Source organism: Streptomyces sp. NPDC001544, assembly GCF_042894285.1.
Classification (GTDB): domain Bacteria; phylum Actinomycetota; class Actinomycetes; order Streptomycetales; family Streptomycetaceae; genus Streptomyces.
Map to the genome: position 1 here is coordinate 11,784 of NZ_JBIAVN010000026.1, position 23,545 is coordinate 35,328.

23 protein-coding genes and 1 pseudogene are annotated in these 23,545 nt (G+C 70.7%); 11 read left to right on the forward strand and 13 right to left on the reverse strand.

Features of this window, described 5'->3' with window-relative positions:
• Positions 1-67 precede the first annotated feature (67 nt).
• From ACFY0F_RS37120 to ACFY0F_RS37150, 7 genes are all read right to left on the reverse strand, one after another.
• The gene (locus ACFY0F_RS37120; RefSeq protein ID WP_388804865.1) at positions 68-856 is read right to left on the reverse strand and encodes an enoyl-CoA hydratase/isomerase family protein; all 789 of its coding nucleotides are present in this window, start codon (positions 854-856) and stop codon (positions 68-70) included.
• On the reverse strand, positions 853-2,115 hold the full coding sequence (locus tag ACFY0F_RS37125; RefSeq protein WP_388804868.1) for a cytochrome P450: 1,263 nt from the start codon (positions 2,113-2,115) through the stop codon (positions 853-855). The genes ACFY0F_RS37120 and ACFY0F_RS37125 overlap by 4 nt, the downstream gene beginning before the upstream one ends.
• 109 nt (positions 2,116-2,224) lie before the next feature.
• The gene (locus tag ACFY0F_RS37130; RefSeq protein ID WP_388804871.1) at positions 2,225-3,568 is read right to left on the reverse strand and encodes a cytochrome P450; all 1,344 of its coding nucleotides are present in this window, start codon (positions 3,566-3,568) and stop codon (positions 2,225-2,227) included.
• Positions 3,569-3,620: 52 nt separating this feature from the next.
• Positions 3,621-4,229, reverse strand: coding sequence for an ATP/GTP-binding protein (locus ACFY0F_RS37135; RefSeq protein ID WP_388804874.1), 609 nt, complete (start codon positions 4,227-4,229; stop codon positions 3,621-3,623).
• Complete coding sequence (locus ACFY0F_RS37140) at positions 4,201-4,578, reverse strand: DUF742 domain-containing protein (RefSeq protein ID WP_388804877.1); 378 nt, start codon at positions 4,576-4,578, stop codon at positions 4,201-4,203. Before ACFY0F_RS37140 ends, ACFY0F_RS37135 begins: the two co-directional genes overlap by 29 nt.
• On the reverse strand, positions 4,575-4,976 hold the full coding sequence (locus ACFY0F_RS37145; RefSeq protein WP_388804880.1) for a roadblock/LC7 domain-containing protein: 402 nt from the start codon (positions 4,974-4,976) through the stop codon (positions 4,575-4,577). Before ACFY0F_RS37145 ends, ACFY0F_RS37140 begins: the two co-directional genes overlap by 4 nt.
• Entirely contained in the window at positions 4,973-6,148 is a 1,176-nt protein-coding gene (locus ACFY0F_RS37150; protein WP_388804883.1) for an ATP-binding protein, read from the reverse strand. The genes ACFY0F_RS37145 and ACFY0F_RS37150 overlap by 4 nt, the downstream gene beginning before the upstream one ends.
• Positions 6,149-6,677: 529 nt before the next feature.
• Here ACFY0F_RS37150 and ACFY0F_RS37155 point away from each other — a divergent pair.
• Positions 6,678-7,346, forward strand: coding sequence for a shikimate kinase (locus ACFY0F_RS37155; RefSeq protein ID WP_388804885.1), 669 nt, complete (start codon positions 6,678-6,680; stop codon positions 7,344-7,346).
• Between the two features lie 49 nt (positions 7,347-7,395).
• Here ACFY0F_RS37155 and ACFY0F_RS37160 read toward each other — a convergent pair whose 3' ends face one another.
• On the reverse strand, positions 7,396-8,337 hold the full coding sequence (locus ACFY0F_RS37160; protein WP_388804888.1) for a GNAT family N-acetyltransferase: 942 nt from the start codon (positions 8,335-8,337) through the stop codon (positions 7,396-7,398).
• A gap of 93 nt (positions 8,338-8,430) precedes the next feature.
• Between ACFY0F_RS37160 and ACFY0F_RS37165 the strand changes: the two genes are divergently transcribed.
• Both ACFY0F_RS37165 and ACFY0F_RS37170 read left to right on the forward strand, forming a co-directional pair.
• Entirely contained in the window at positions 8,431-9,381 is a 951-nt protein-coding gene (locus ACFY0F_RS37165; RefSeq protein ID WP_388804891.1) for a DUF1648 domain-containing protein, read from the forward strand.
• A 1-nt stretch (position 9,382) separates the two neighbouring features.
• Positions 9,383-9,745: a GntR family transcriptional regulator gene (locus tag ACFY0F_RS37170; RefSeq protein ID WP_388804894.1), complete on the forward strand. Its 363-nt coding sequence runs from the start codon at positions 9,383-9,385 to the stop codon at positions 9,743-9,745.
• Positions 9,746-9,760: 15 nt separating this feature from the next.
• On the opposite strand, the gene ACFY0F_RS37175 is transcribed toward ACFY0F_RS37170, so the two are convergent.
• The 3 genes from ACFY0F_RS37175 to ACFY0F_RS37185 form a co-directional block, all read right to left on the reverse strand.
• Positions 9,761-10,558 (reverse strand): hypothetical protein, encoded by a 798-nt coding sequence (locus ACFY0F_RS37175; RefSeq protein WP_388804897.1) that lies wholly within the window; start codon positions 10,556-10,558, stop codon positions 9,761-9,763.
• A 235-nt stretch (positions 10,559-10,793) separates the two neighbouring features.
• Positions 10,794-11,021, reverse strand: coding sequence for a DUF5133 domain-containing protein (locus tag ACFY0F_RS37180; protein ID WP_388804899.1), 228 nt, complete (start codon positions 11,019-11,021; stop codon positions 10,794-10,796).
• A 34-nt stretch (positions 11,022-11,055) separates the two neighbouring features.
• The gene (locus tag ACFY0F_RS37185; RefSeq protein ID WP_388804902.1) at positions 11,056-12,456 is read right to left on the reverse strand and encodes an MFS transporter; all 1,401 of its coding nucleotides are present in this window, start codon (positions 12,454-12,456) and stop codon (positions 11,056-11,058) included.
• A 215-nt stretch (positions 12,457-12,671) separates the two neighbouring features.
• Here ACFY0F_RS37185 and ACFY0F_RS37190 point away from each other — a divergent pair.
• Positions 12,672-13,019: pseudogene (locus tag ACFY0F_RS37190) on the forward strand (TetR family transcriptional regulator C-terminal domain-containing protein); the annotation flags it as partial.
• Positions 13,020-13,403: 384 nt separating this feature from the next.
• On the opposite strand, the gene ACFY0F_RS37195 reads toward ACFY0F_RS37190, so the two are convergent.
• Entirely contained in the window at positions 13,404-14,525 is a 1,122-nt protein-coding gene (locus tag ACFY0F_RS37195) for a M20 family metallopeptidase (RefSeq protein ID WP_388804905.1), read from the reverse strand.
• 131 nt (positions 14,526-14,656) lie between these two features.
• Here ACFY0F_RS37195 and ACFY0F_RS37200 point away from each other — a divergent pair, with 131 nt between their 5' ends.
• Positions 14,657-15,271 (forward strand): hypothetical protein, encoded by a 615-nt coding sequence (locus tag ACFY0F_RS37200; protein WP_388805035.1) that lies wholly within the window; start codon positions 14,657-14,659, stop codon positions 15,269-15,271.
• Positions 15,268-15,504 carry a hypothetical protein gene (locus tag ACFY0F_RS37205; RefSeq protein ID WP_388804908.1) on the forward strand — a complete coding sequence of 79 codons (237 nt, stop codon included), beginning with the start codon at positions 15,268-15,270 and terminating at the stop codon, positions 15,502-15,504. Before ACFY0F_RS37200 ends, ACFY0F_RS37205 begins: the two co-directional genes overlap by 4 nt.
• Here ACFY0F_RS37205 and ACFY0F_RS37210 read toward each other — a convergent pair.
• Entirely contained in the window at positions 15,496-16,206 is a 711-nt protein-coding gene (locus tag ACFY0F_RS37210; protein WP_388804911.1) for a histidine phosphatase family protein, read from the reverse strand. The two genes, ACFY0F_RS37205 and ACFY0F_RS37210, sit on opposite strands and share 9 nt — an antisense overlap.
• A gap of 308 nt (positions 16,207-16,514) precedes the next feature.
• Here ACFY0F_RS37210 and ACFY0F_RS37215 point away from each other — a divergent pair, with 308 nt between their 5' ends.
• From ACFY0F_RS37215 to sbnB, 5 genes are all read left to right on the forward strand, one after another.
• On the forward strand, positions 16,515-17,180 hold the full coding sequence (locus ACFY0F_RS37215) for a response regulator (protein ID WP_388805038.1): 666 nt from the start codon (positions 16,515-16,517) through the stop codon (positions 17,178-17,180).
• Positions 17,177-18,283 carry a sensor histidine kinase gene (locus tag ACFY0F_RS37220; protein ID WP_388804914.1) on the forward strand — a complete coding sequence of 369 codons (1,107 nt, stop codon included), beginning with the start codon at positions 17,177-17,179 and terminating at the stop codon, positions 18,281-18,283. The genes ACFY0F_RS37215 and ACFY0F_RS37220 overlap by 4 nt, the downstream gene beginning before the upstream one ends.
• Positions 18,284-18,847: 564 nt before the next feature.
• Positions 18,848-21,514 carry an amino acid adenylation domain-containing protein gene (locus ACFY0F_RS37225; protein WP_388804918.1) on the forward strand — a complete coding sequence of 889 codons (2,667 nt, stop codon included), beginning with the start codon at positions 18,848-18,850 and terminating at the stop codon, positions 21,512-21,514.
• On the forward strand, positions 21,432-22,436 hold the full coding sequence (locus tag ACFY0F_RS37230) for a TauD/TfdA family dioxygenase (protein ID WP_388804922.1): 1,005 nt from the start codon (positions 21,432-21,434) through the stop codon (positions 22,434-22,436). The genes ACFY0F_RS37225 and ACFY0F_RS37230 overlap by 83 nt, the downstream gene beginning before the upstream one ends.
• Positions 22,433-23,503 (forward strand): 2,3-diaminopropionate biosynthesis protein SbnB, encoded by a 1,071-nt coding sequence (gene sbnB / locus ACFY0F_RS37235; RefSeq protein ID WP_388804925.1) that lies wholly within the window; start codon positions 22,433-22,435, stop codon positions 23,501-23,503. The genes ACFY0F_RS37230 and sbnB overlap by 4 nt, the downstream gene beginning before the upstream one ends.
• Positions 23,504-23,545 lie beyond the last annotated feature (42 nt).

Here is a 23,545-nt window from a genome sequence, read left to right on the forward strand (position 1 = left end):
GGGCTCGCGGGCGGCGCATCTTCAGTCATGAGCCGGGCGGCGGCCGGCGGCGCGGCCGTCACGCATGTCAGTCCGACAGCCGGTGGACCTGCCGCGTCTCGATCAGTGCGGCTGCCATCAGCTCTGGGTCCAGGGTTGAGGAGTCGGTGAGGCGGGCGGCGGCCGCGTAGGAGTTGAGCATCGCCTTCGTGACGCGCAGCGCGGTCGCCGGCCGGCGGATGATGGGCTTGACCCATGCTTCGACCGCGGAGTCGAGTTGGGGCGCAGGGGCCACTTTCTGCAGGAGCGACAGGGAAAGGGCCTCCTCGGCGTCGAAGGAACGGCCCGTCAGTATGAGTTCGCGGGCGCGGGCGGCGCCGACTTCGCTGAGGAGGCGGGGCAGAAGGCCGCCCCATGCGGTGGGCAGGCCGAGGGCGAGCTCGGGCAGCCGGAAGGTCGCCGTGTCGGTGCTGACGCGCAGGTCGCAGGCGAGGGCGAGGGCGAGGCCGGCGCCGATCGCCTTGCCTTGGATGCGGGCGATGGTGACCGCGGGGTTGCCCGTGAGGCTGTCACAGACGCGGCGGGCGCGGTGCCCGGACGCCCGGATGCCGCTGCCGCCGGGGTCGAGGCCCAGGTGCTCGGTGTACTCGGTGCGGTCCCCGCCGAGGCAGAAGTCCTGACCGGCTCCGGCCAGCACGACCACCTGGATGTGCGGTTCCTGCCGGTCCAGCACCGACTGGAGGTCCTCCAGCATGGCGTCGGTGACGGCGTTGCCCTGGTCGGGGGTGTTGAGCTCGATCGTCAGGACGGGCCCCCGCCGACGCACACGCAGTGTCTTCAGCTCCAGTTGTGTCTCGAGTTCCGGGGAGTTCGTCATGTGCTTACCTTCAGGGAGGTCACTCTCCGGAAGACCATCCGGGGAGCGTAGGTGGGTGCGGACACCGGGCGCAACGTCTCGAAGCGGCCGAGGAGTTCGGTGAGGAGCGTGCGGGCCTCGAGGCGGGCGAGCGCGGCGCCGATGCAGTAGTGGGCACCTCCGCCGAAGGTCATGTGCGAGCCCTTGCGCAGGATGTCGAAGCGCTCCGGGTTCTCGTTGCGCCGTGGATCGTGGGCCGCCGCGCCGTACATCACGTGGACCATCTGGTCCTTGGCGATCGGTGTGCCGGCCAGCACGGTGTCCTCGGCGGCGATCCGGGTGTTGAGGTGGATGGGCGGGTCGTACCGCAGGGCTTCTTCTATCGCGCCGTCGACATGCTCGGGGTGCCGGCGCAGCCACCGCCACTGGTCTGCGTCTTGGCCGAGGAACCAGACGGCGTTGGCGAGCAGGGTCGCCGAGTTCTCCAGGGAGGCGATCGTGATGAACATGGTCAGGTCGTAGACGGTCTCGTCCGCGGCTGCCGGATCGTCCGGGAACTGCTCGTCCCAGTGGCGGATCCAGCCGGAGACGACATCGTTGCCGGGGGCCGCGCGGCGTTCCCGGATGAGGCCGGTGAAGAACTCCCGCATCTCGGCGGTCGCCTGGGCGGAGACGTCGAGCTCGCTCTTCGTGGGCAGCAGCTCCTGGGAATGGACCTGGCGGTGAGTGAAGTCGAGGACGTGCGCGTGGTGGCGGGCGGGGATGCCGAGCCATTCGCCGACGGTGAGGACCGGTAACGGGTCACCGACGATGGTGACGAAGTCGGCCTCACCGTCGCGGCGTATTCGCTCGGCCAGTTCGTCGACGAGCCGTTTGGCCTGCGCGGAGACACCGGGCGCCAGGGCAGCGAGTGAAGTGCGGTCGAAGGCATTGCCCAGGCTGCGGCGTTGCTGTGTGTGCGTGGGCGGGTTGAGCCGGAACAGGGCCCGGCTGATGGCCTGTGTCGCGGGTGTCTGCCAGCGTTCGGCGTTGGGCTGGCGTGCTTGCCAGGCGAGGTCCGGGGCGAGCCAGGTCCTGCCGCGCAGGACCTGGTTGCAGACGTCGTACCCGGTGGCCAGGTAGCCGCCCCACGGGGCGGGGACGACATCACCGAGGGCGCGGAGCTGGTGCCACACGGGTTGTGGGTTGCTCTGTCCCTCAGGGGATCGCAGGCGCCGGATGAGGGAGATGACGGCTCTGCGGTCGAGGGTGGTGCCGGTTGTGTCGCCGACGACGGTCACGCGGAGCTCCTCTTGGCTGGGCGTTACCGGTTACCGGCGGAATCTACCCTTCACCACTCCCTTGTCATGCACCCGCCTGTGTTGCTCTGGTCACTTTCGGTGCAGCGCGTCACACGCGGAACAGATCGAGGAACTGCTTCCAGATTCCCTTCCTCGCCGACGTCTGGGCAGTGGCCGCGGGGGTTTCGGGCACTCGCGCGGTCTGCGGCGCGGGATGCCGGGCGGCGGGCGGAAGTGCCGCCGCCATGCGGGTCGCCGGAGTCGGGCTGAACGTGACGGGCAGGTCGGCCAGGGCCCGGTGGAAGGGGCCGGGCCGCCACTGCAGTTCGTGCGCGGGCACCGCGAGGGAGACGTCGGGCAGCGCGTTGAGGAGCTGTTCGATGGCCGTGCTCGCGACGACCTGGGCGGCGCCCCGGGCCGGGCAGGCGTGCGGCCCGGCCCCCCAGGAGAGGTGGGCTCCCCTGCTGTCGCCCTGGTCCGCTGTGGTGAGGGCCAGGTCGCGGTTGGCGCCGGCGAAGCTGATGACGACGGGACTGTTCGCCTCAGCCACCAGGCCCCCGAGGTCGACGTCGCGCAACGGGTAGTGGGTGGCGTAGTTGGCGATCGGCGGGTCGTTCAGCAGCACGTGGTCGAGTGCTTCGTCGATCTGCATACTGCGCCCGTCGCCGCCCCCCTGCGTAAGAAGCCGGAGCAGCGCGTTGGCGATGAGGTTGCGTTCGGGTTCCACGCCCGCCCCCATCAGCATCACCAACTGGTCCTTGAGCTCCTCGTCGTTGAGCCCGGCGGGATGCTGGATGAGCCATGAGGTCATGTCGTCGCCCGGCTCGCGGCGCTTGAGACTGATCAGCTCCATGAGGGCGGCGGTGAGGTCGTCGTTGGCGCGCAGGGCGTCCCGGCCGTCGAAGAGTGCGGACATCGCACTGGTGACGGTGTCACCGATGTCGGCCGGGCAGCCGAAGAGCTTGTTGAACAGCAGCAGCGGAAGCAGCTTCGCGTAGTCGTGGATCAGATCCGCCTGGCCGCGCTCGCTGAACTTGTCGATGAGGTAGGCGGCGATCGGTTCGACGTCGCGGCGGATCCGCGTGACGTTGAGGCGGTCGAGGCTCTCGGTGACCGCCTTGCGCAGCCGCAGGTGTACGGCGCCGTCGGTGAACAGGCAGTTGGGCCGGTAGCCCATCATGGCCAGGACGGGGCTGTCGAGCGGGACGCGTCCTTCGTTGAGCGCGGCCCAGCGGCGTGCGTCGCGCGCGAAGAGAGAGGTGTTCTGCAGCACCCGCAGGGCCATCTCGTGGCCGACGATCAGCGTGGCGTCGACACCGGGAGCGAGTTCGACCGGACCGGCCGGGCCGTGCTCCCTGATCTGGTCGTAGACCTTCTGCGGATCGGCCGCGAAGGTGCCGTCGTACATCGGGCATCTGGCCGGGTGGGAGGCGCCCGTGCTGTAAACGTCCATGTCAGAGTCCTTTGCAGGCCCGGACGGCTGGGTCCGGGCCGAAGATGGCGGGTCAGGCTGCGCGGTCGAGCAGATGGCGGACCAGGGTGATCAGAGCCTGCGCGGAGGATTGCTGGTCGCGGGCGTCGCAGTGGATGACGGGTGTGTCGGGGAGCAGGTCGAGGGCCTCGCGGATCTCCTCGGCGTCGAAGTGCTTGCCCTGCTCGAAGGTGTTGACGGCGATCGCGTAGTCGAGGCCGTACTTCTCGATCAGGTCGATCACGGGGAACGACTCCTCCAGACGTGCGGGGTCGACCAGGAGAAGGGTGCCGAGTGCGCCGCGGGCCATGTCCTCCCACAGCTGGACGAAGCGCTGCTGACCGGGTGTGCCGAACAGGTACAGGACCAGTTCGTTGCTCAGGGTCAGGCGGCCGAAGTCGAGGGCGACCGTGGTGGTCACCTTGTCCGGTGCCCCCTGCAGGTCGTCGACGTGCAGGGACGCCTTCGTCATCTTCTCCTCGGTGCGCAGGGGCGTGATCTCCGACAGGGACCCGATGAAAGTCGTCTTGCCCACGGCGAAATGCCCCACGACCAGGATCTTCGCAGCGGTGCGCACCTCGTCCGAGACGTAGATGGAGCCGTTCGCCCTGGGCTCAGCCGATGTTGAGGTTTTCCAGTCCATGCAGGACCTCCAGGAGGATCGCTCTGTCGACGTGCTGGGCGCGAGCCGGTGCGGCCCGCTGCAGGAGATGGCCCTGTTCGGATAAATCGGTCAGCAACAGGCGGGTCACACCGACCGGCAGCCCCAGATGGCCGGCGACCTCGGCGACGGAGAGGTAACCGCCGGCGCACAGGTCCCAGATGGCCCGCACTTCGGGGCCGGCTCCGAGCGGCAGGTTCCGGCCGGGAGCCAGTTGGACCAGTGTGTGGAGCGCCAGCCGGTCCTCAGCCGGAAGACGGCGGCCGCCGGTGATGACGTAGGAGCGGACGAAGTCGCTGGTGACCGGAGCGTCCTCGCCGGGCCTGGTCATGCGTCAGCACCGGAGTTGAGGCGGGGCGTGGCGCTCAGCCCGCTCTTCATGGCGCTCGCGGTCTTCTGCATGCGCATCGACATCGCCTCCATGTCGACGTCCAGCGCTGCCGAGACGGCCAGGTAGGAGCCGCTGCCCCCGGCGATGAGGAAGATCCATCCACCGTCGAACTCGATCAGCGTCTGCTTCCAGACGCCCTTGCCGGCGCCGACGAAGGGCGCGACGCTCCGGCACAGGGACTGGATGGAGCTCATGGCGGCGGCGTTCCGCTCGGCGTCGTCGCGCAGGATCTCCCTGGAGCGTTGCATCAGCAGTCCGTCGGCCGAGACCAGGATGGCGTGGCGGGCCCCGCGCACCTCGAGCACGTCATCCATCACCCACGACAGGTCGGGATTCACTGGTTTCCTTCCTCGATGTCCGATGCCCGCCCGAGCTGTGTTCCGCGCGCGAAAGCCCCGATGCGCGTCGCCGTTTCCTCGCTGTGCTCCACCGGCTCGGGTGCCTGCCTGGTGGCCGGCTGCTCGGCGACGGCCCGGCGCCTGCGCCGGGGCAGACCGCCGGTGGTGCGCCCGACGACGAGCGACGGTCCGCGCACGGGGGCCGGTGCCGGGATCACGGGTGCTTCGTAGAAACTGTCGTGCTCGGCCGGCTGGGGCTCCGGGGCATCTGCTGTCAGGAGGTTCTCGGGCACGCGCAGGACGGCCCGCACGCCGCCGTAGGGAGAGACCTTGTCGACCGAGACGAAGAACCCGTAGCGGGCGGCGAGCATGCCGCACACGGCGAAGCCGAACTTGGGCGGCTCGCCCAGGCTCGTGATGTCCACGGGGCCCTTCGCGGACAGCAGGCTCATGGCCCGCGCCTCGGTCTCGGGGTCGAGTCCCAGACCGGCGTCGTCCACGATCAGGCACACGCCCGTGGGAACGGACTGGATGTTGATCTCGACGGGGGTGCCGGGGGCGCTGTACTTGGTCGCGTTGTCCAGCAGTTCGGCCAGCACCATGGCCACGGGCTCCACCGCTTTGCTCGTGATGGAGACGTTGGCCTGTGAGTGGACGGTGACGCGCCCGAAGTCACGGATGCGGCCCTGGGCGCTGCGGGCGACGTCGTACACGGTGGCGTTGTGCTCGCGCCGGCCCAGCCAGCCGCCGCACAGAACCGAGATGCCCTTGGTACGGCGGGCGAACTGGTTGCCCATGTGGTCGACCTTCATCAGGTCGGCGAGCACCTCGTTGTCGTCGCCGTACTTCTGCTGCAGGCCGTCGAGTGTGGCCAGCAGTTCCTCGGCGAGGGTGGAGAGCGTTCCCGCCGCCGACTTCACGGTGGCCTTGGTGGCCGACTCGGCGTCCCGGCGCACCTCCTCCAGCTCGTTCGCGTGCCGGGCGCTCTGGCCGGCATGAGCCGCCTGCATCTGGCCGTTCTGAGCCTGCGCCAACGTGAGGTTGGACTGCAGACTGCTGTTGTGTGCACGGAGTTTGATGTTCGTTCTTCGCGCCCGTACCACTGCGAAGGATGCAGCGATGAGCACGACAAGCAAGATCCACAGGAGTGGATCATCGATCAATGACGTCATGAGACTCTCTTCAAGTCGCCTCGCGTCGGGAGCCTGACCGTTAACGGGACCCCGGGGCATCTCCGACCCCATGGGGTCGCGGACCGCCGGCGGACCAACAGTTACTCCTTCGCGATGGGGCCCTAGAGACTGTTCCGCGTACGCGTGTATGACGCGCCGTCAGCCCACTAAAAGTGGAATGATCGTATCAGCAGCCACACAGTCAACGGGCGTAGAGCAGAGGCTATTTGACGACCTTCACAAAGGTCTCCCACCTCCGCATGATCGACGACGCGCGCCGTTGTGCGCGTGGCCGGACGGCGGACACCAAGTCGGCCAGGTGGGCTCCGACGATGCGGGCGCGCCGATCTCCAGTCGGGCGTCGTGGTCTGCCGTGCCGGGTCGGCGGCCATGAGCCGCGGACCGGCCGTGGTCTGCGCGGCGTCGCTCGGGCGGGGTGCGCCGACAGGTTCATCCATCGGGCCGGCGAAGGCACCGTCAATCCCCCTATGGCCCTGCCTGTACGTTTGTCCCGTCGGATGGGAGTGGAATGCAGCCCGGACAGTCTGAAGAGGAGACCGGCGCCGCTGGGCTTGCGGCACGGCTACGGCACGTCTACTGGATCGGCGGCGGGAGCGGCGCGGGCAAATCGACGATCGCCCGTCGGCTCGCCGACCGCCATGGGTGGCGGCTGTACTCCACCGACGACGTGATGCGGGACCATGCCGGGCGGACCACGCCCGAGCAGGCGCCCTTTCTGCACGAGTTCATGGCCATGGACATGGACGACCGATGGGTGAGCCGGCCTCCGCACGTCATGCTGGAGACATTCCACTGGTTCCGGGGCGAGGGCTTCGGCCTGATCATCGAGGACCTTCTTCGCCTGCCGCAGCAACCATGCGTCATCGTCGAGGGCTTCCGGCTGCTGCCCCACCTCGTGAAGCCTCTGCTCACTGCTCCTGAGCACGCCGTCTGGCTCCTTCCCACCCCTGACTTCCGCCGGACCGCCCTCCGCAGTCGAAGCGTGCCCGGGGAGGGATTCGTGTGGAGGACCAGCGATCCGGCGAAGGCCGACCGCAATATCGCCGAACGCGATCACATGTTCACGAGGCGCCTTCACGAGGAAACCTCGCGTCTCGGACTGCACGCCGTGCAGGTCGAGACCACGATGACGGAAGACGATCTCGCCGAGCAGGTGACGAGGGTGTTCCGACTCTGACGTCGGCGGGGCTTTGGTCACAGCTTCGTGAGGCGGACGACCCGATCAGCTACGCGGGATCGATCTCGCCGGCCTCCGTCGCCCCGGGCGTCTTCCGAGGCGGCGACGCGGTCATCCGCTTCTCGAACCAGTGGTGGGCGTACGGTTCGTCGTTGAAGGCGGGGACCTCCCGGAAGCCGAAGGAACGGTAGAGGCCGATCGCGGCGCCGAGCGCCTTGTTGGTGTCCAGGCGCAGCGCCTCGCAGCCGTGCTCGGCGGCCCGCGCCTGGAGTTCGGTCAGGAACCGGCGGCCGAGGCCCAGTCGTCTGGCCCGGGGCGCGACCCACATGCGCTTGATCTCTGCCGGAGCCCCCGGCGGCAGCTTCAGACCCCCACAGCCGACGGGTTCGCCGTGCAGTCGCGCGAGCAGGAACAGGCCGCGCGGCGGCCGGAGTTCACCCGCGTCGGGCAGCAGACTGCGCGCCGGATCGAAGCCGGTGTCGAGGCGCTCCTGCAGCTCGGCGAAGTAGGAGAACAGGCAGCTCCGGGCGTCGGGGTGGTCGGGGTCGACGACCTCCAGAGTGACCGTCGCCGCGGTCAGCAAGCGGTCGACCTCGGCCATGGCCGAGACCAGTCGGGCGCGCTGTTCGCTGTTGAGCGGCCTGAGCAGAGAACCGGCCAGCTCGTCGCTGCGGCCGTCGAGCAGGGTGCGCTCCGCTCGGCCTTCGGCGGTGAGCCGCACGGTGCGCACCCGTTTGTCCTGGCGCTGAGGCTCGACCGTCACCAGGCCGTCCCTTTCGAGGGAGCGCAGCAGTCGGCTGACGTACCCGGAGTCGAGCCCGAGACGCTCACGCAGGCGCCGCACGTCCTGGCCCTGCTCGCCGATCTCCCAGAGCAGCCGCGCCTCCCCCACCGCACGGTCACGACCCAGGTAGTGGTCGTGGAGCACACCCACGCGTTCGGTGACGGTGCGGTTGAAGCGCCGCACCTGGTCGATCTGTCCCGCATCCATTCTCTGACTATAGTCAGAGAATGAGGAGCGGGTGCAACTACGGCTACTTGTTCTAGTATGTTGCAAACAACTGCGACTGCCAGGAGAGTCCTTGTGAAGCGCTCCGCCCGAGTCTCGTTGATCGCCGCCCTCCCCTACGGCTGCGCGCTGGCCGTCGACCTCGCCCTGTTCACCATGGCGCGGCGCCGTCTGCCCGACCGGATGGCGACGCACTTCACCCCTGCCGGAGAAGCGGACGGATTCACCGGTAGCGGTGTGTTCATCACGGTGAGTGCGGTGCTGCTCACCGTGATCGCCGGGATCTTGGCTGTGCTCCTGGCCCGGGCCAGGACGCGGAGCGTCTGGCTCCTCGTGACCGCGTACGCGGTCGCCGGGCTGATGGGCTCGGTCTTCGTCTCCGTACAGCTGGTGAACCACGGGGTGCACGGCGATGCCTCCGCCGTCCGGCTCCCGCCTTGGCATCTGGCGATCGCGCTCGGGGTGGCGGCGGCGTGCGCCGGGGCCGGTGGGCTGGCCGCCCGTACCCTCCCACCCGTTGAACCGGCCCCGGCATCCGCACAGGACACGCGCCTCGATCTGGCCGACGGTGAACTGGCCGCCTGGGCACGCGGGACGGGCTCCTGGCCGCTCGGCATCACGGGCCTGGCGCTGACGGCCGGGGCCTTCGCCCTCATCCCCTTCACGGGGTTGCTCGTCGGCTGTCCGCTGCTGTTGGGCGGCCTGCTCAGCCTCTGCTTCGCCCGGCTGCACGTCACCGTGGGCCGCCAAGGGCTGACGGTGACGCCGGGGCGACTCCCCTGGCCCCGGATCCGCCTACCGCTGGACGCGATGACCCACGCATCGCACCGGGACGTCCATGCCATCGGTGATTTCGGCGGCTGGGGCTACCGGATACGGCCCGGCGCCTCGGGCGTGATCCTCCGCTCCGGCCCGGCGCTCGTCGTACGCCGGGCCGGTGGGCGGGAGTTCGCCGTGACCGTCGACGACGCGGCCACCGCGGCCGCCCTGCTCAACACTCTGATCGCCCGGCGAGAGGCGCGCTGACGTGCTGTTCCGCGTAGACCCCGGATCGTCCGTACCGCTCGGGGAGCAGATCGCCGCAGGCGTCCGGCGGGCCGTCGCCGACGGAGAGGTGGCCCCGGGCGAGCGGCTGCCGCCGGCCCGGTCGCTTGCGGAGTCCCTCGGCGTCAACCTCCACACCGTCCTGCGCGGGTACCAACGTCTGCGCGACGAAGGGCTGATCGAGCTGCGCCGCGGACGCGGCGCGGTGGTGCTGGCCGGCACCCCGGCCCGCGCCCGCCTCCTGGAGCAGGTGCGTTCACTCGTGTCCGAGGCCCGTGCCCTGGGCCTCTCCGAGGACGAGGTGCTGGGGCTCGTACGCGACGGGCTCGGTGGCAGCCGGGCGTGAGCGGAGAGCCGCCGCCTACGACCCGCCGCCGAAGAAGCCGGACTTCAGATCCCCGATGATGGCGTCGAGTGGATGCCCACTGACGATGAACGGCCCGCTCCATGGTGCGCTGAGTGCGAAGAGCAGGGCCAGGCTCAGCCCGACCACGCTCGCGATGCCCGCGATGAGCAGTGATGTCCGCAGGCTGCTGCGGAAGACCAGCGCGCCGGCGTTCACGATCAGGGCCAGTCCGCTGACCACGAGCGTGAGGATGTAGAGCAGGGGGACGTCGCGCGAGGCGGCTGCGATGCGGGCGCGACGGCTGCTGGTGACGGCGTCCAGGGAAACCAGCAGCTCCGTACCGGTCGGACTGCCCAGCTCGGGCCGCGCCGCCTCGCTGCGCACGGTCCGCTCCAGCCGCGCGATCGCGCTGCCGGTGGCCGGGTCGTCACCGGACGCCGCAGCCGCGCCCTGCCACTCCTTGGCACGTGTGGCCTGCAAGTAGTCCAGCAGTGCCGCATGGATCGGCTTCGCATCGACCCGCGGACTCGTCGCCGCCCACGCCAGGCGTGAGGTAGCAGCCGCCTCATCGCTCACCAACCCCTCCGCCGCGCGCAGATACCCGGCTTCACTGGCCAGGGTGAGCGCGGCGAAGATCGCGAAGGCGGCGCCGAGTGTCGGCATCAGAGGCGTGACGATCTGCGGTACCCGGTCGTGTTCTCCGACCGGTACGAGCGCCCGGACGGCGATCCGCGCCAGAACCGCGACCAGCAGGGCGAGCGAGAGCCCGCCCACGACCAGCACCACCGCCGGCAGCGACGTCAACCAGCTCACCAGATCACCCACAGCGCGTTGCCACGAGTACCACACGGCGGCGGCACACCGGCCCCGCTACCCGGAGGTCCTCGTCGGTCCATTCCACGGAGCGCTCATGATCACAGGCCGGGGACCGCTGAAGCGCGCGACGCCCGGAGCGGAGCCTCGGTTGTTGACCCGGACGAACGGGCGTCGTGCGGCCGGTTGGCCGAGGGCCTCGGTCTTCCCGAGCGGCGACGCCCGAGCGCCCCGCTCAGGTGGGAAGGAGGGAGTCGTCCTGCGGGCGCGCGCCGGGCAGCCGGTGGCGCGCGGCGATGAGAGCGGCGTCGATGTCGCGGGTGCCCGTGGCCACACAGAGGCTGTACGCGATGTCGTCCATCCGCCGCTGTACCTCCGGGCTGCCTTCTTCGGCGTGCAGCAGGCGCAGCACGTCGTACTGCTCGATGAGGTTCTGGAGGACGGCAGGGTGTGCCATGAGCATCAGGTGTCTTCCCCTTCTCCCGCGATCACGTGGGTTACGCCGACCCGTCTACCCGGGGTTCGGGCCGCCATACTCGCGCGTCGCGCGGCAGGCGCGGGGCCAGCGCGAGCATGCCCGGGACCGTGAGAAGGGCGAGCGCGGCGATGACGTACCAGGGAGCCGCACTCGACACCTCGAACAAGGCGGAGAACAGCAGTGGGGCGACGACTGTCGCGATCGCGAAGGAGTACTGGAAGACAGCGATGTAACGCCCCCGGACGTCCGCGGGCGCGGCATCCGCGGACAGCGCGTTCGACACGGGGGAATGGACGAGCTGAGCCGCCGAGTAGCAGAGCACGGCCACGGTGAGGCAAGGGACCCACAGCGCCCTCGGCATCCAGAGCGGGCCCGCTGTCAGGCACGCCCACAAGGCCCACAGAACACCGGCCAGGCACAACGACATGTGCCGTAGCAGCGGCCGGATCACGCGGACGACCGAGGTCTGGAGCACGGCCTGGACGACCGTGTTCATCGCCAGCAGCGGACCGACCGCCCAGGTCATGGACGGCAGACGGCGCTCGACGAACGGTGGGAGGGCGATGCTCAGCATGACGTTGCACAGTGCGAACGCCGTGTTCAGCGCCACGAGCGCCAGGTAGGGGCGGTCGGCCCAAAGCACCCGGTAACCGCGACTGCCCAGCTCCACGCCCGTCTGCTCCTCGGGGCCGGGGCCGGGGCCGACCGGCAGAGTGGCGCTGCGCGGTACCGCCCGTCCGAGCAGCAGGGCGGCCGCCGCCAGCAGACCGGCACAGGCGCCGATCGCCCCTCGGTACACCAGGCCCGACTTCGCCGACATGGCCACGCCCGCGACGACGGCCCCGATGCCGTAACCCGCCGCGCGCAACGAGCCGATGACGCCGAACCACCGCTCGCGGGAGCGGCCGCCCGGATCACGGTCGGACATGTTGCTGACGAGGGTGAAGGCGGAGGACCAGAAGGCCCGCTGTCCGAGCGACGTGACGGTCGCGGCGAGGAGTACCGCGGCGCCGTTGCGGACCATCAGGTACCCCAGGAAACCGGCGGCCTGGAGCAGTTGCGCCACCAGTACGATCGGCTTGGGCCCGAGCCGGTCGACCAGGCTGCCGATCCACAGCGGCAGGGGCAGGGACAGCACTCCGGCCAGGGTCAGGAGCGTGCCCACCCGCACCAGCGACGCTCCGGAGCTCGCCGACAGGTAGACCATGGACAACGGGATGAAAAGCCCGTTCACCACGGAGTCGACCATCAGTACGAGGAATACGGCGCCTCCGGCCGTGTTCCGTCGCGCCGCCGCGCGGCGGGTGCCCGGTGGACCGGCTCGGCCTACCGGCCGCCGGGCCGTCCGCCTGCCGGGCCGAGCCAATATCGCCACCCCCACCGGATTCACCGCTCGCTCAGCGGGTGTCCGTCTCGCCACCGGTCACGGCGATGACTTCCCCGGTGGTGTCACTCGAATCCGCGTCCGAGGCGGGAAAGTCATAGTCGCATCGCCCTCACCGAGGTACGGCAGCGCAGCCATGACCAGATGGAAGTAGGCGTAGGCGTCGGTCTTGAAACGTCCGGTCCCACGGGGCCCGGTGCGTGCCTCGGTCTCCTGCTCGGGCGTCCCGGAGCTGCGCGGGCGCCCGTGCCGGGGAGCGGACGCAGGCACCCCGGAACGCGGAGGAACTGGTGGCCGGGATCGCCGCCTTCGTCGAGCAGCGGCTGACGGGAGACGGACGGCGGCGCTCTCTCGCGCGCTACGCGTGCGCCATCGAGAGCGTCCATCACCCCGAACTGCGCGAGATCCTCGTGCCCCGGGGGGACGCGGGCCGGCAGGTCGTGCACGACTTCCTGGCCGCGCAAGGCGTCGTGGACGTCGACGCCCGTACCGTCACGCTGCTGACGTGCGTGGACGGACTGGTCTTCGATCGCCTGGTCGGCGGCGGAAGCGTGTCCGTGCAGGAGATCCGCGGGCTGGTGGCGGCGGCACTCCGCTGACCTCGGCTTCCTTTCCGGCTCCTCGCGGCGGACGCGGGCCGGCGACGCCCTGGTCACCCCTCCGGCGTCGGCTCCGGGCGCGGGTGACGGGCCCGGATCCGGGCCCTCCGGAACGGGCCGCCACCGCTGCTGTCGTACTGCGGCTCGTCGAAGCCGGCCCAGTACGCCGGCTCACCCGGCCCTCGCTTGTGCGCTGCTGACGGGCTCCGGCGCGCCCACGGCATCGATGCTGCCCGGGAACTCCGCCTGCCGCGGCCCGTCCCACGCCGGGTCACGGAGCGCCCGGACCCTGGTGCCCGGCGCCGGCGCTCCTGTCGGCCACACGTCGTCCAGGGGGACGGCCGAGGAGCTGCCCGACGCTTCCCGGTCCTGGCTCCGCGTGTCTTACGCCGTCGCGGAGGGAGCCGGGGTGGTCCGGATGGCGTCCACGAGCGCGGCCACGAGGTTCGCCCGCTCGGCCATCGTGTCCACCAGCACGAACTCGTGGTCGGCGTGGGCCCCGCCGCCGACTGCTCCGAGTCCGTCGAGCGTCGGCACCCCGAGCGCGGCCGTGAAGTTGCCGTCGCTGCCGCCGCCGACCGCAGTGCCCTCGATGCCGGGGAAAAGCCGCTGGGCCAGCGCCATGAGCTCGGCCGAGGCCGACTCGGGCATCGGGGGCCGGCCGACGGACCCCTGGACGGAGATCACGGCGCCGTCGAGGTGCGGAGTGAGGGAGGCGAAGGCGGATTCGACGCGCTCCTTCTCCTCGGCCGACTCGACCCGGACGTCGACGGACACGGTTGCCTGCGCGGGGACCACGTTGGCCTGGGTACCGGCGGAGGCGACGGCCGGGGTGACGGTCGTACCGATCTCGGGCCGGCCGAGCGCCGCGATGCCGAGCACCTGGTGCGCCGCCTCGATCAGTGCGTTCACCCCGGCCGCCGGCTCCAGACCGGCGTGTGCGGCCCGTCCGGTGATGGAGACCTCGAATGTGCCGCAGCCCTTGCGGCCGGTCTTCAGCCTCCCCCCGTCCGCCGCGCCCTCGAACACGAGCACGGCACCGCAGGCGAGGGCCCGTTCCTCGATGAGGGCCCGGGAGTGCCCCGAGCCGACCTCCTCGTCGGCGGTCACCAGGATCTCCACGCCGGAGAGATCGTCGAGCAGCGCCAGACCGTGCACGGCCTGCACCAGCCCGCCCAGCATGTCGAAGACGCCGGGGCCGGTCACCCGGCCGTCCGCCACCGTGAACGGCCGGCGCTCCAGGGTGCCGAGCGGGAAGACCGTGTCGTGGTGACCGAGGACGAGAACCTTGGGCTCGCCTCCGCCCGACCAGTGCACATGCGGCCCTGTCTCGCTCTCGACGAGGGTGGCGCGCCCGCCGAGACGGTGCTCGATGACAGCGGCGACCCCGGCGGCGGATGCCCGCAACGCGTCGAGAGCGCCCGAGGGAGACTCGATCTCGACAAGGGTCCTCAGATCCTCGAGCATCGCGTCGACACTCACGGAGGCGGTCTTCTGCATGGTCATGCCCGCAAGTTAGCCCATTGGGATGGGCCACCGGCGCCACCGGGTGAACGGTGGAACCCTGTGCCGCGCCAACCGCGGCCGGCCCCCCACGGCCGCTAGCGTCGGCTCTTGTGCTGCTCAGCTACGCCTTCGTGAACTTGAAACCCGGAGTGGGAAAGACCACCAGCGCGGTCTGGTTGGCTCATGCCCTGCACGAGACGGGCATCCCACCGCTGCTGGTGGACAGCGACCCCGCCTCCTCCGCGCTGCGCTGGAGTGAACTGGCGGGCGGCTTTCCGTTTCCGGTGGTCGCCCTTCCCGTGGGTGACGTGCACCGGCGGGTGAACGACTTCCTCGGCAACCGGCAGGCGGTGGTGTTCGACGCCCCGCAACTGGAGGACCACGCGCACATCGCCCGCAGCATCATGAGGTACGCGGGCGAGTGGATCGTGCCGGTGACTCCGGCCCCCATCGAACTGGATCGCATGGCGCCCATCGGCGGTGAGATGGGCGACATGCAGTCCCTGCGCGCCGAGCCGGCCCGAGCCGCCGTCCTGCTGAACCGCACGAACCGCCCGGACGCCACGCGCACCGGCCCCGATGCCGACGCCCGGGAAGCTCTCACCGAGCGCGGCTTCGACGTGCTGTCCACCCACATTCCACGGCTCGACCTGTACGCCCAGTCGTTCGGCAGCCCGGTCGAGGTCAAGGGCTCGGCGTACATGGATCTCGCGGACGAGCTCATCAAACGTCAGGACACCCCGTGAACCAGCGCAAGAACACCTATCGGGCGGCGCTGCGGCGCGAACCGCACGCCTCGGCGCCCCACCAGCCGAAGGTGACCCGGCTGCACACCCGATACGTCCGGGTGACCATCGAACTCGATCCCGCCCTGCACAGCGACCTCACCCGCTGGATGCCCCTTCCGGTGTCCGGACTCCTGCACGCGGGTACCGCCGTGCTGCGCCCCCTCACGACCGCCGTCAGCCGTCTAGTGTGACGGGCCGCTGTCCGCGGACGTCACGCCCGGGCGCGGTCCGGGGACGTCGCGCCTGTGCGCGTGGTGCGGGCCGCGGTGGGTGGCCGTCCGCCTGGGGCGGTCGATGAGGTGGGGAGAGGGATGCCGCACGGTTTCCCCCAGAAAGGCGTCGTCGGACGGCCGGACGCTCCAGGCGTCGTCGCGCCAGGTGAGGGAGACGATGTACAGGGGCGGTACCTCCGCCCTCCAGAAGGCGCGTGCCGGTGCGGACAGGGCGTGCACGAGCAGGGCTCTGACGACGGCCGGCTCGGCGACGGCCACGACACTGCCCGTCTGGTGGGTCAGGCTGTTGAGCCAGTGGGCGGCCCGGTGGCACAGTTGACGTACGGATTCGCCGCCGTGAGGCGCGGCATCCGGGTCCGAGAGCCAGGCGCTGAGCCCGTGCGGGTCCACGGCGGCGATGTCGGCCGCCGTGCGACCGCGCCATGACCCGTAGTCGATGTCCCGCAGTGCCGGATCCACTGTGGTCCCGAGTCCGAGAGCCGACGCGGTCAGCGCGCAGCAGGGGGAGGGCGACCGCACGGCCGACGGGCGGGAAGGAGTCACCGCGCAGCCTGCGTCCGTCTCACGCAGGTCGTCGTCACGGGGAGCGCCGTGACCGAAGACCGCGTCCGCGGTCCCGTTCACGGTGTGCCCGCATACAAGTGTCAGGCGGATCGTCATGCGACTGCCCTCCTCTGGGCCCGGTGACGCCGGCGGGTGTGGCGCCGGGACACCGGTGCCGATCAGCCGTCCTGGTCACGTCCTGCCGGTCAGGGCGCGTGGTCTGCACCGACCGCGTGCTCCGCTGCGCTCCTGCCCCCAAGGGTTCGCCGACGGCGGGGCCGGAACCATCCCGCAGGGGGCCGGAAATGTTCCCGCCGGGTGGCGGGGCGACCCCCGCCACCCGGACGGTGCCGGCGGCGAGACCTGCGGGGTGTCTGCCGTCGTGGTACGAATCGGAGAGTGATCCGATGGTCAGTGGGGCACGCGTGATCCGCGTACTGGTGGTCGACGACGAGGCCCTGATCCGGACGGGCTTCCAGCGCATCCTCGACGCCGCGGACGACATCGAGGTCGTGGCCGCGGTTTCCGGTGGCGAGGCGGTGCGGACGGCGCAGGAGAGGCTCCCCGACGTCGTGCTGCTGGACATCCGCATGCCGGACGTCGACGGGCTGACCGTGCTGGCCGGGCTGCTCCGGCTGCAGCAGCCCCCGGTGGTGGCCATGCTCACGACGTTCGACATGGACGAGTACGTCGTGACCGCCCTGCGCTCGGGCGCGGCGGGTTTCCTGCTCAAGGACACCGACCCGGAGGAGCTGCCGTTCCTGGTGCGCGCCCTGGCCGACGGCGGCTCCGTACTGTCGTCGAAGGTCACCCGGACGGTGGTGGACGGATACCTGCAGGCGGGCTGTCAGGAGCGCGCCGCCCGAAGCCTCGGTCGGCTGACCGACCGCGAGCGTGCCGTGCTCGTGCTCATCGCCGAGGGACTGTCCAACGCCGACATCGCCGCCCGGATGCACCTGAGCACGGGCACGGTCAAGGACCACGTGAGTGCCGTCCTCGGCAAGCTGGAGGTGAGCAGCCGGGTCCAGGCCGCTCTGCTCGCCGAACGGGCCGGCCTCCTCAGGTGGCCCCGGGACCTGGAGCCGGGATGATGTCCCGCCGCCTCGCCGACGCGTTGCGTGACGCCGCCCTGATCGGGGTGGCACTGGTCGACGTGTGGGTCAACGTCGACACCAGCGCGCCGGTGCACCTGGCCTTCGCACTGCTCGGCGCCTGCGCGCTGGCGCTGCGCAGGCGCCTGCCGCTGCTCACGTTCGCGCTCACGCTGCCGGGCGTCCTGCTCTCGGACGCGATTTTCGCCACTCTGGCCGCCCTGTACTCGCTCGCGACCGTCACCCGGCGGCGGACTCTGCTGGCGTTCTGCGCCCTGGCGCTGACGCTCAGCGACATGACGTCCGCCTCACCCACCCTGCACCTCGACCTCTGGAACGCCTCGGCCATCATCACCCTGGGCTACACCGCGGCCACGGCGGCGGCCCCCGTCTTCCTCGGCCAGCTCGTACAGGCCCGGCGCGATCTGTCCCTGCGGCTCGACGAGATCTCCCGGGCACGTGACCACGAGCGGCGGCTGACCGAGCAGGCGATACTGGCCAAGGAGCGCGCGCAGCTCGCCCGGGAAATGCACGACGTCGTCTCCCACCAGGTGAGCCTGATCGCGGTACGGGCCGGAGCGCTGCAGGTGGGCGCGCGGGACGCCGACGCCAAGGAGGCCGCGGCCACCATCCGGCGGCTGAGCGTGCAGACACTGGACGAGCTGCGGCACATGGTCAACGTCCTGCGTGACGCGCACGGCCACCCCACGGACCTGACCCCGCAGCCGTCGCTGACCGACCTGCGGCGGCTGATCGACGCCAGCGGGATCGACACCCGTCTGAAGGCGGACCTGCCCGACGGCCTCGCGCCGGCCCTGCAGCGCGCCGTCTACCGCACCGTCCAGGAGGCGCTGACCAACGTCCGCAAACACGCGCCCGGCGCCACCGCGACCGTGCAGGCCTGCTGCGAAGGCGACACCATCCGCGTCACGGTCAGCAACACCCCGCCGGTCCGGCCCCCCTTCCCCCTGCCGAGCGCGCACTACGGTCTGGTCGGTCTGCGGCAGCGGGCCGCGCTGCTGGGTGGCACCGTGACCTCCGGTCCCACCCCCGACGGCGGCTACGAGCTCCGCCTGGAACTACCCACCGAACAGGCGCCGTGACACGGCGGCTCCCGGCTGGCCGCGGTCACGTCACGGGGGGAAAATGGTCAACAGGTGCGGAAAATCTGTATTTCTCAATACTTCTCTGTACGTGCTCCGTATATAAGTCATGACGTCAGATTCGATGCTCACGCCACGCGCGGCCCGCGGCGACACCAGAAACGGCCGGCCGGAAGGTGAACCCGCCATCGGGGAAGCACCGGCCGGCCCGGGACCTGCGACTTCCCGGCAGGTGCCGGTGCCGTGCGAAGGGAACGGCGCGCACCCACCGGAGCAGGCGCATCGCTGTGCGTGGCTGCGCAAGGGGGCGGATCCGCCTTCGGTGTCGAGGGCGGGCCCGGTCGGGCAGTCCGTCCCCGACGGGGAACATGGGCACGGGTTCCCGGCGGACCGGGCCGCGGTGGACTCCCAGGGCGTGGGCGAGATGCCCGTGTACGTGCCGCCGGCGGTCGGGGGCACGGTCATGCTGCTGATCGGGGTGCCGCAGGCCGGGATGGTCCGTGACCACCCAACGAAGGTCATGGTCCCCGGCCGGGTCCATGACCGTGCGGGGAGGTGTGGTCGATGACCGTCGAAGCCGGCGGCCGCATGCGCCGACCCGGCAGGCCCGACGACGCGGGCTTCTGGCGCGCTGTCCTCACCGGCGGCGGCGTCACCACGGTTCCACGCTGGTCCGTCGCGCCGGGGGCGGGTGTCGCGGAGCACGAGGAGGCGGTCCCCGAGGGCACGATGACCGCCGTGCACCGGCTGGCCCATGACATGGGCGTGCCGGTCGGCTCGGTCCTGCTCGCGGCACACGCCAGAGTACTGGCCGTGTTGTCCGGCGAGCCCGAGGTCACGACGGGTTACGTCGCCGAGCCGGGCGGCCGCCCGCTGCCGTGCAGGCTGACGACAGACGTCCCGTCGTGGGAGGCACTGGTCCGGGAAGCCCGGCGTGGCGAGGCGGATCTGCTGGCCCACCAGCGCTTTCCGGTCGTGGACCTCGAACGGGAGCTGGGCCTGCGGGGCCCGCTGAGCGAGGCCTCCTTCGATCCGTTCCCCGCCGACGGTGGGTCCCTTGCGGACGGGGGGTGCGATCTCCCGCCCGGCACCGTGTTGCGGGTCGGATTTGCCCGGTACCCCGGCGGGACCGTCCTGCGGTTGCGCTACCGCCGTGACGCGCTGGACGCCCCGTACGCCGCGCGGATCGCGGGATACCACCTGGCGGCGCTGCGCTTGATGACCACCGATCCGGGCGCCCCGCACCAGGCGCAGAGCCTGCTGTCCGACCCGGAGATCCGCTTCCAGCTCGACGCGCTCGCCGGTCCACGGCGAGAGCTGCCGCACCACTGTGTGCATGAACTGTTCGAGCAGCGCGTCCGGGAAGACGGGAACGCCGTCGCCCTGGTGCACGGGGCACGGCAGTGGACGTACGCGGAACTCAACGAGCGTGCCAACAAGGTGGCACGGGCTCTGCTCCTGCGCGGGGTGGGGCGCGAAGACGTCGTCGCGGTGGTGACGGAGCGCGACCCGGACTGGGCGGCCGCCGTTCTGGGGGTCTTCAAGGCCGGGGGCGTCTACCTGCCCGTCGAGCCGCACTTCCCCGCCGATCGCATGGCGCGCATGCTCCGGCGTGCCGGATGCCGGCTCGTGCTGGCCGAGCAGGGAAGCACCACCACCCTCGACCGCGCCGTGGACATGCTGCCCGAGGTGCGGACCGTGCTGGTCGAGACGGCTTACGAGGAGACGCGCGCGGCCGGGAACGTGGACATCGACGTGTCCTTGGACCAACTCGCCTACGTCTTCTTCACCTCGGGCTCCACCGGTGAACCCAAGGGGGCGATGTGCGAACACGCGGGGATGCTCAACCACATCCATGCCAAGATCGACGACTTGGGCATCGGCAAGGGGCAGGTCGTCGCCCAGACGGCGCCGCAATGCTTCGACATCTCCCTGTGGCAGCTGCTCGCGGCGCTGGTGGCCGGGGGACGGACACTGCTGGTTCCCCAAGAGGTGATCTGGGACGTCCCGCGCTACCTCGACACCGTCGTGGACGGCCGGGTCAACGTCCTGCAGGCCGTGCCCTCCTACCTCGATGCCGTGCTGTCGTTCCTGGAGCGGTGCCCACGCGCGTTGCCGGACCTGCGGTGCGTGTCGGTCACGGGTGAGGCGTTGAAGAAGGAGCTCGTGGAGCGCTGGTTCGCCGCGCAGCCGGGAGTCAGGCTCGTCAACGCCTACGGGCTCACCGAAACCTCGGACGACACCAACCACGAGGTCATGGACCGGGTGCCGGACACCGAACGGATCCCGCTGGGCCGTCCCGTCCACAATGTGCGGGTCCGCGTCGTCGACGAAAGCCTGTCGCCGGTACCGCTCGGAGCGCCCGGGGAGATCGTCTTCTGCGGAGTCTGTGTGGGCCGCGGCTATGTGAACGACCCCGAACGCACCCGCCGGTCGTTCCCGGCCGATCCCTACCGCACCGGCGAACGGCTCTACCGCAGCGGCGACTACGGCCGTTGGCTGCCCGGGGGAAAGCTGGACTTCCTCGGCCGCCGCGACAGCCAGGTCAAGATCCGGGGCTTCCGTATCGAGATCGAGGACGTGGAGAACGCCCTGCTGAAGGTGCCCGGCGTCCATGCCGGCGCGGTGGCGGTCGCCCGGGACGACGGGGGGCGGCGCCTGGTGGCCTTCTGCTGCGGTGAGCCGCCGCTCGCGGACGACGCCATGCGCGAGCAGTTGGGCAGGTGGCTGCCCGCCTACATGGTCCCTTCGGGCTTCCACTGGCGCAGTGACCTGCCGCTGACCGTGAACGGCAAGGTCGACCGCAAGGCCCTGGCCTCGCTCGCCACGGGCCTCGACAGCACCGGGCCAGGCGGCGGCACCACCGGATCGGAGCCCGGCGAGCCGCCCCGCACACCGACGGAGCAGCGCCTGGCCGCTGCCTGGGCCGCCGTGCTCGGCGTCCCGCAGCACCGGGTCGGCCGTCGCGCCCACTTCTTCGACAGTGGCGGAACCTCTCTCACCGCGGTGCGGCTCGCCATCCGGCTCGACCGCCTGGTGACCCTGAAAGACCTCACCCGGAACCCGGTCCTCGCCGACCTGGCCCGGCTGCTCGACGCGCGAGCGGCGTCGTCCCCGACCGTTGACCCCTCAACGGAGGCAATGCGAGATGCCCTTCTCACCCACCGCCCGGCCCCTCGAACCGGACCTGCGGCCCGGCCGGGTACCGGTCCTGACGACCGGCCCGACTGACGATCCGTCCCACTGGGCGGGCGAACACCAAGGCGAGCTGCGGCGCCTCGTCGCCGAGCACGGCGCCGTGCTGGTCCGCGGACTCGGTCTGCACGACCTGTCCCGGGTGACCTCGGTCTTCGGACGACTGGCCTGCGGCCTGATGGATGAAAGAGAGGCATTCGCCGCACGGCGGTCCTTCGGCAACGGGGTGTACTCGTCGTCGAAGTGGCCGCCCACCCAGCAGATGTGCATGCACCACGAGCTGAGCTACGCCCTGCGGTTCCCGGGCATGATGGAGTTCGCCTGCCTGACATCGCCGGCCGGCGGCGGAGCGACGGCCCTCGCGGACTCGCCGACCGTGCTCGACGCCCTGCCGGATGCACTGGTCGAACGGTTCGAGCGGGAAGGATGGCTGCTCATCCGGAACTACAACGACGACATCGGCGCCTCGTGGGCCGACGCGTTCGGCACCGAGGACCCTGCGGCCATCGAGGACTACTGCCGCGCCGCGGCGATCGAGTTCGCCTGGCGGCCCGACGGCGGGCTACGGACCAGGCAGCGCCGCAGCGCCGTGATCCATCACCCGCTCACGGGTCGGCGCTGCTGGTTCAACCAGATAGCGTTTCTCAGCGAGTGGACCCTGGACCCCGAGATACGCGAGTACCTGGTGGATGTCTACGGCGCCGACGGGCTGCCGTTCAACACCCGTTACGGCAACGGCGACGCGATCTCCCCGGAGACCGTCGACCTCATCAACCGGGTCTACCAGGCCGGCACCGTACGTGAACCGTGGCAGGACGGCGATCTGCTGCTGGTCGACAACGTGCGCACCGCGCACAGCAGGGAAGCCTACGAAGGACGGCGCGATGTGCTTGTCGCCCTGGCCGACCCGGTGCAACTGGCCGACTGCTCGCCGACCGTGGAGGTGGACCCTTCATGACCACCGCCTGCTCCCCCGCCCCCCGGCCGACACCGGCCGGGACGCCGCGGGTGCCGCCCTTCGCCGTCGTCTCCGGCGCTCAGGTGCAGAGTGTGCTGCAGGGCCGGGAACAGCGCATCGTGGAGCTGGTGGAGGACGTCTACCGGCTGCACGCCGAAGGGGCCACGGTGAACCCGCCCTCCTACTTCCTGCGTTTCGACGATCGTCCGACCTCGCGCATGGTCGCGCTGCCGGCGTCGCTCGGCGGCCGGACACGGGTGGACGGCCTGAAGTGGATCTCCAGCTTCCCGCAGAACACCACGGCAGGCATCCCCCGGGCATCGGCGGTTCTCATCCTCAACGACCACGACACCGGCTACCCGTTCGCGTGCATGGAGAGTTCGATCATCAGCGCCTCCCGAACGGCCGCGTCGGCGTCGCTGGCGGCCGCATGGCTCTGCCGGGACCGGCCGCGCCCGGTGAGCCTCGGCTTCGTCGGAACGGGGCTGATCGCCCGTTACATCCACACGTTCCTGGCCGGCACGGGCTGGTCGTTCGACGACATCGGCGTGTACGACCTGTCCCAGGACAACGCCACGGCCTTCCGCTGCTCCCTGGAGCAGTCCGGAGCCGCGGGGCGCATCACCGTGCACGACAGCGTGGAACAGGTGATCCGCCTGAGCGATCTGGTCGTCTTCGCCACGGTCGCCGCCCGTCCCCACGTCCACGACCCGGCATGGTTCGCGCACCGCCCTGTCGTTCTCCATGTGTCGCTGCGCGACCTGGCACCCGCGGTTCTGCTCGCGTCCGCCAACATCGTCGACGACGTCGAACACTGCCTGCGGGCCGACACGTCACCGCACCTCACCGAACGGCTCACCGGCAACCGCCGGTTCCTCGACGGCACACTGGCGGACGTCATGGGCGGGCGCGTCACACCCCCGGCGGACCGCCCCGTGGTGTTCTCACCCTTCGGGCTCGGGGTCCTGGACCTGGCCCTGGGCAAGTACGTGTACGACCGGCTCGTCGACTCCGGTGAACTGCACTTCGTCGACGACTTCTTCCATGAGCTGAACCGCTACGGATGAGCGTTCGGCGGCGCCCTCGGGCACCGAGCCGCTCTCACCAAC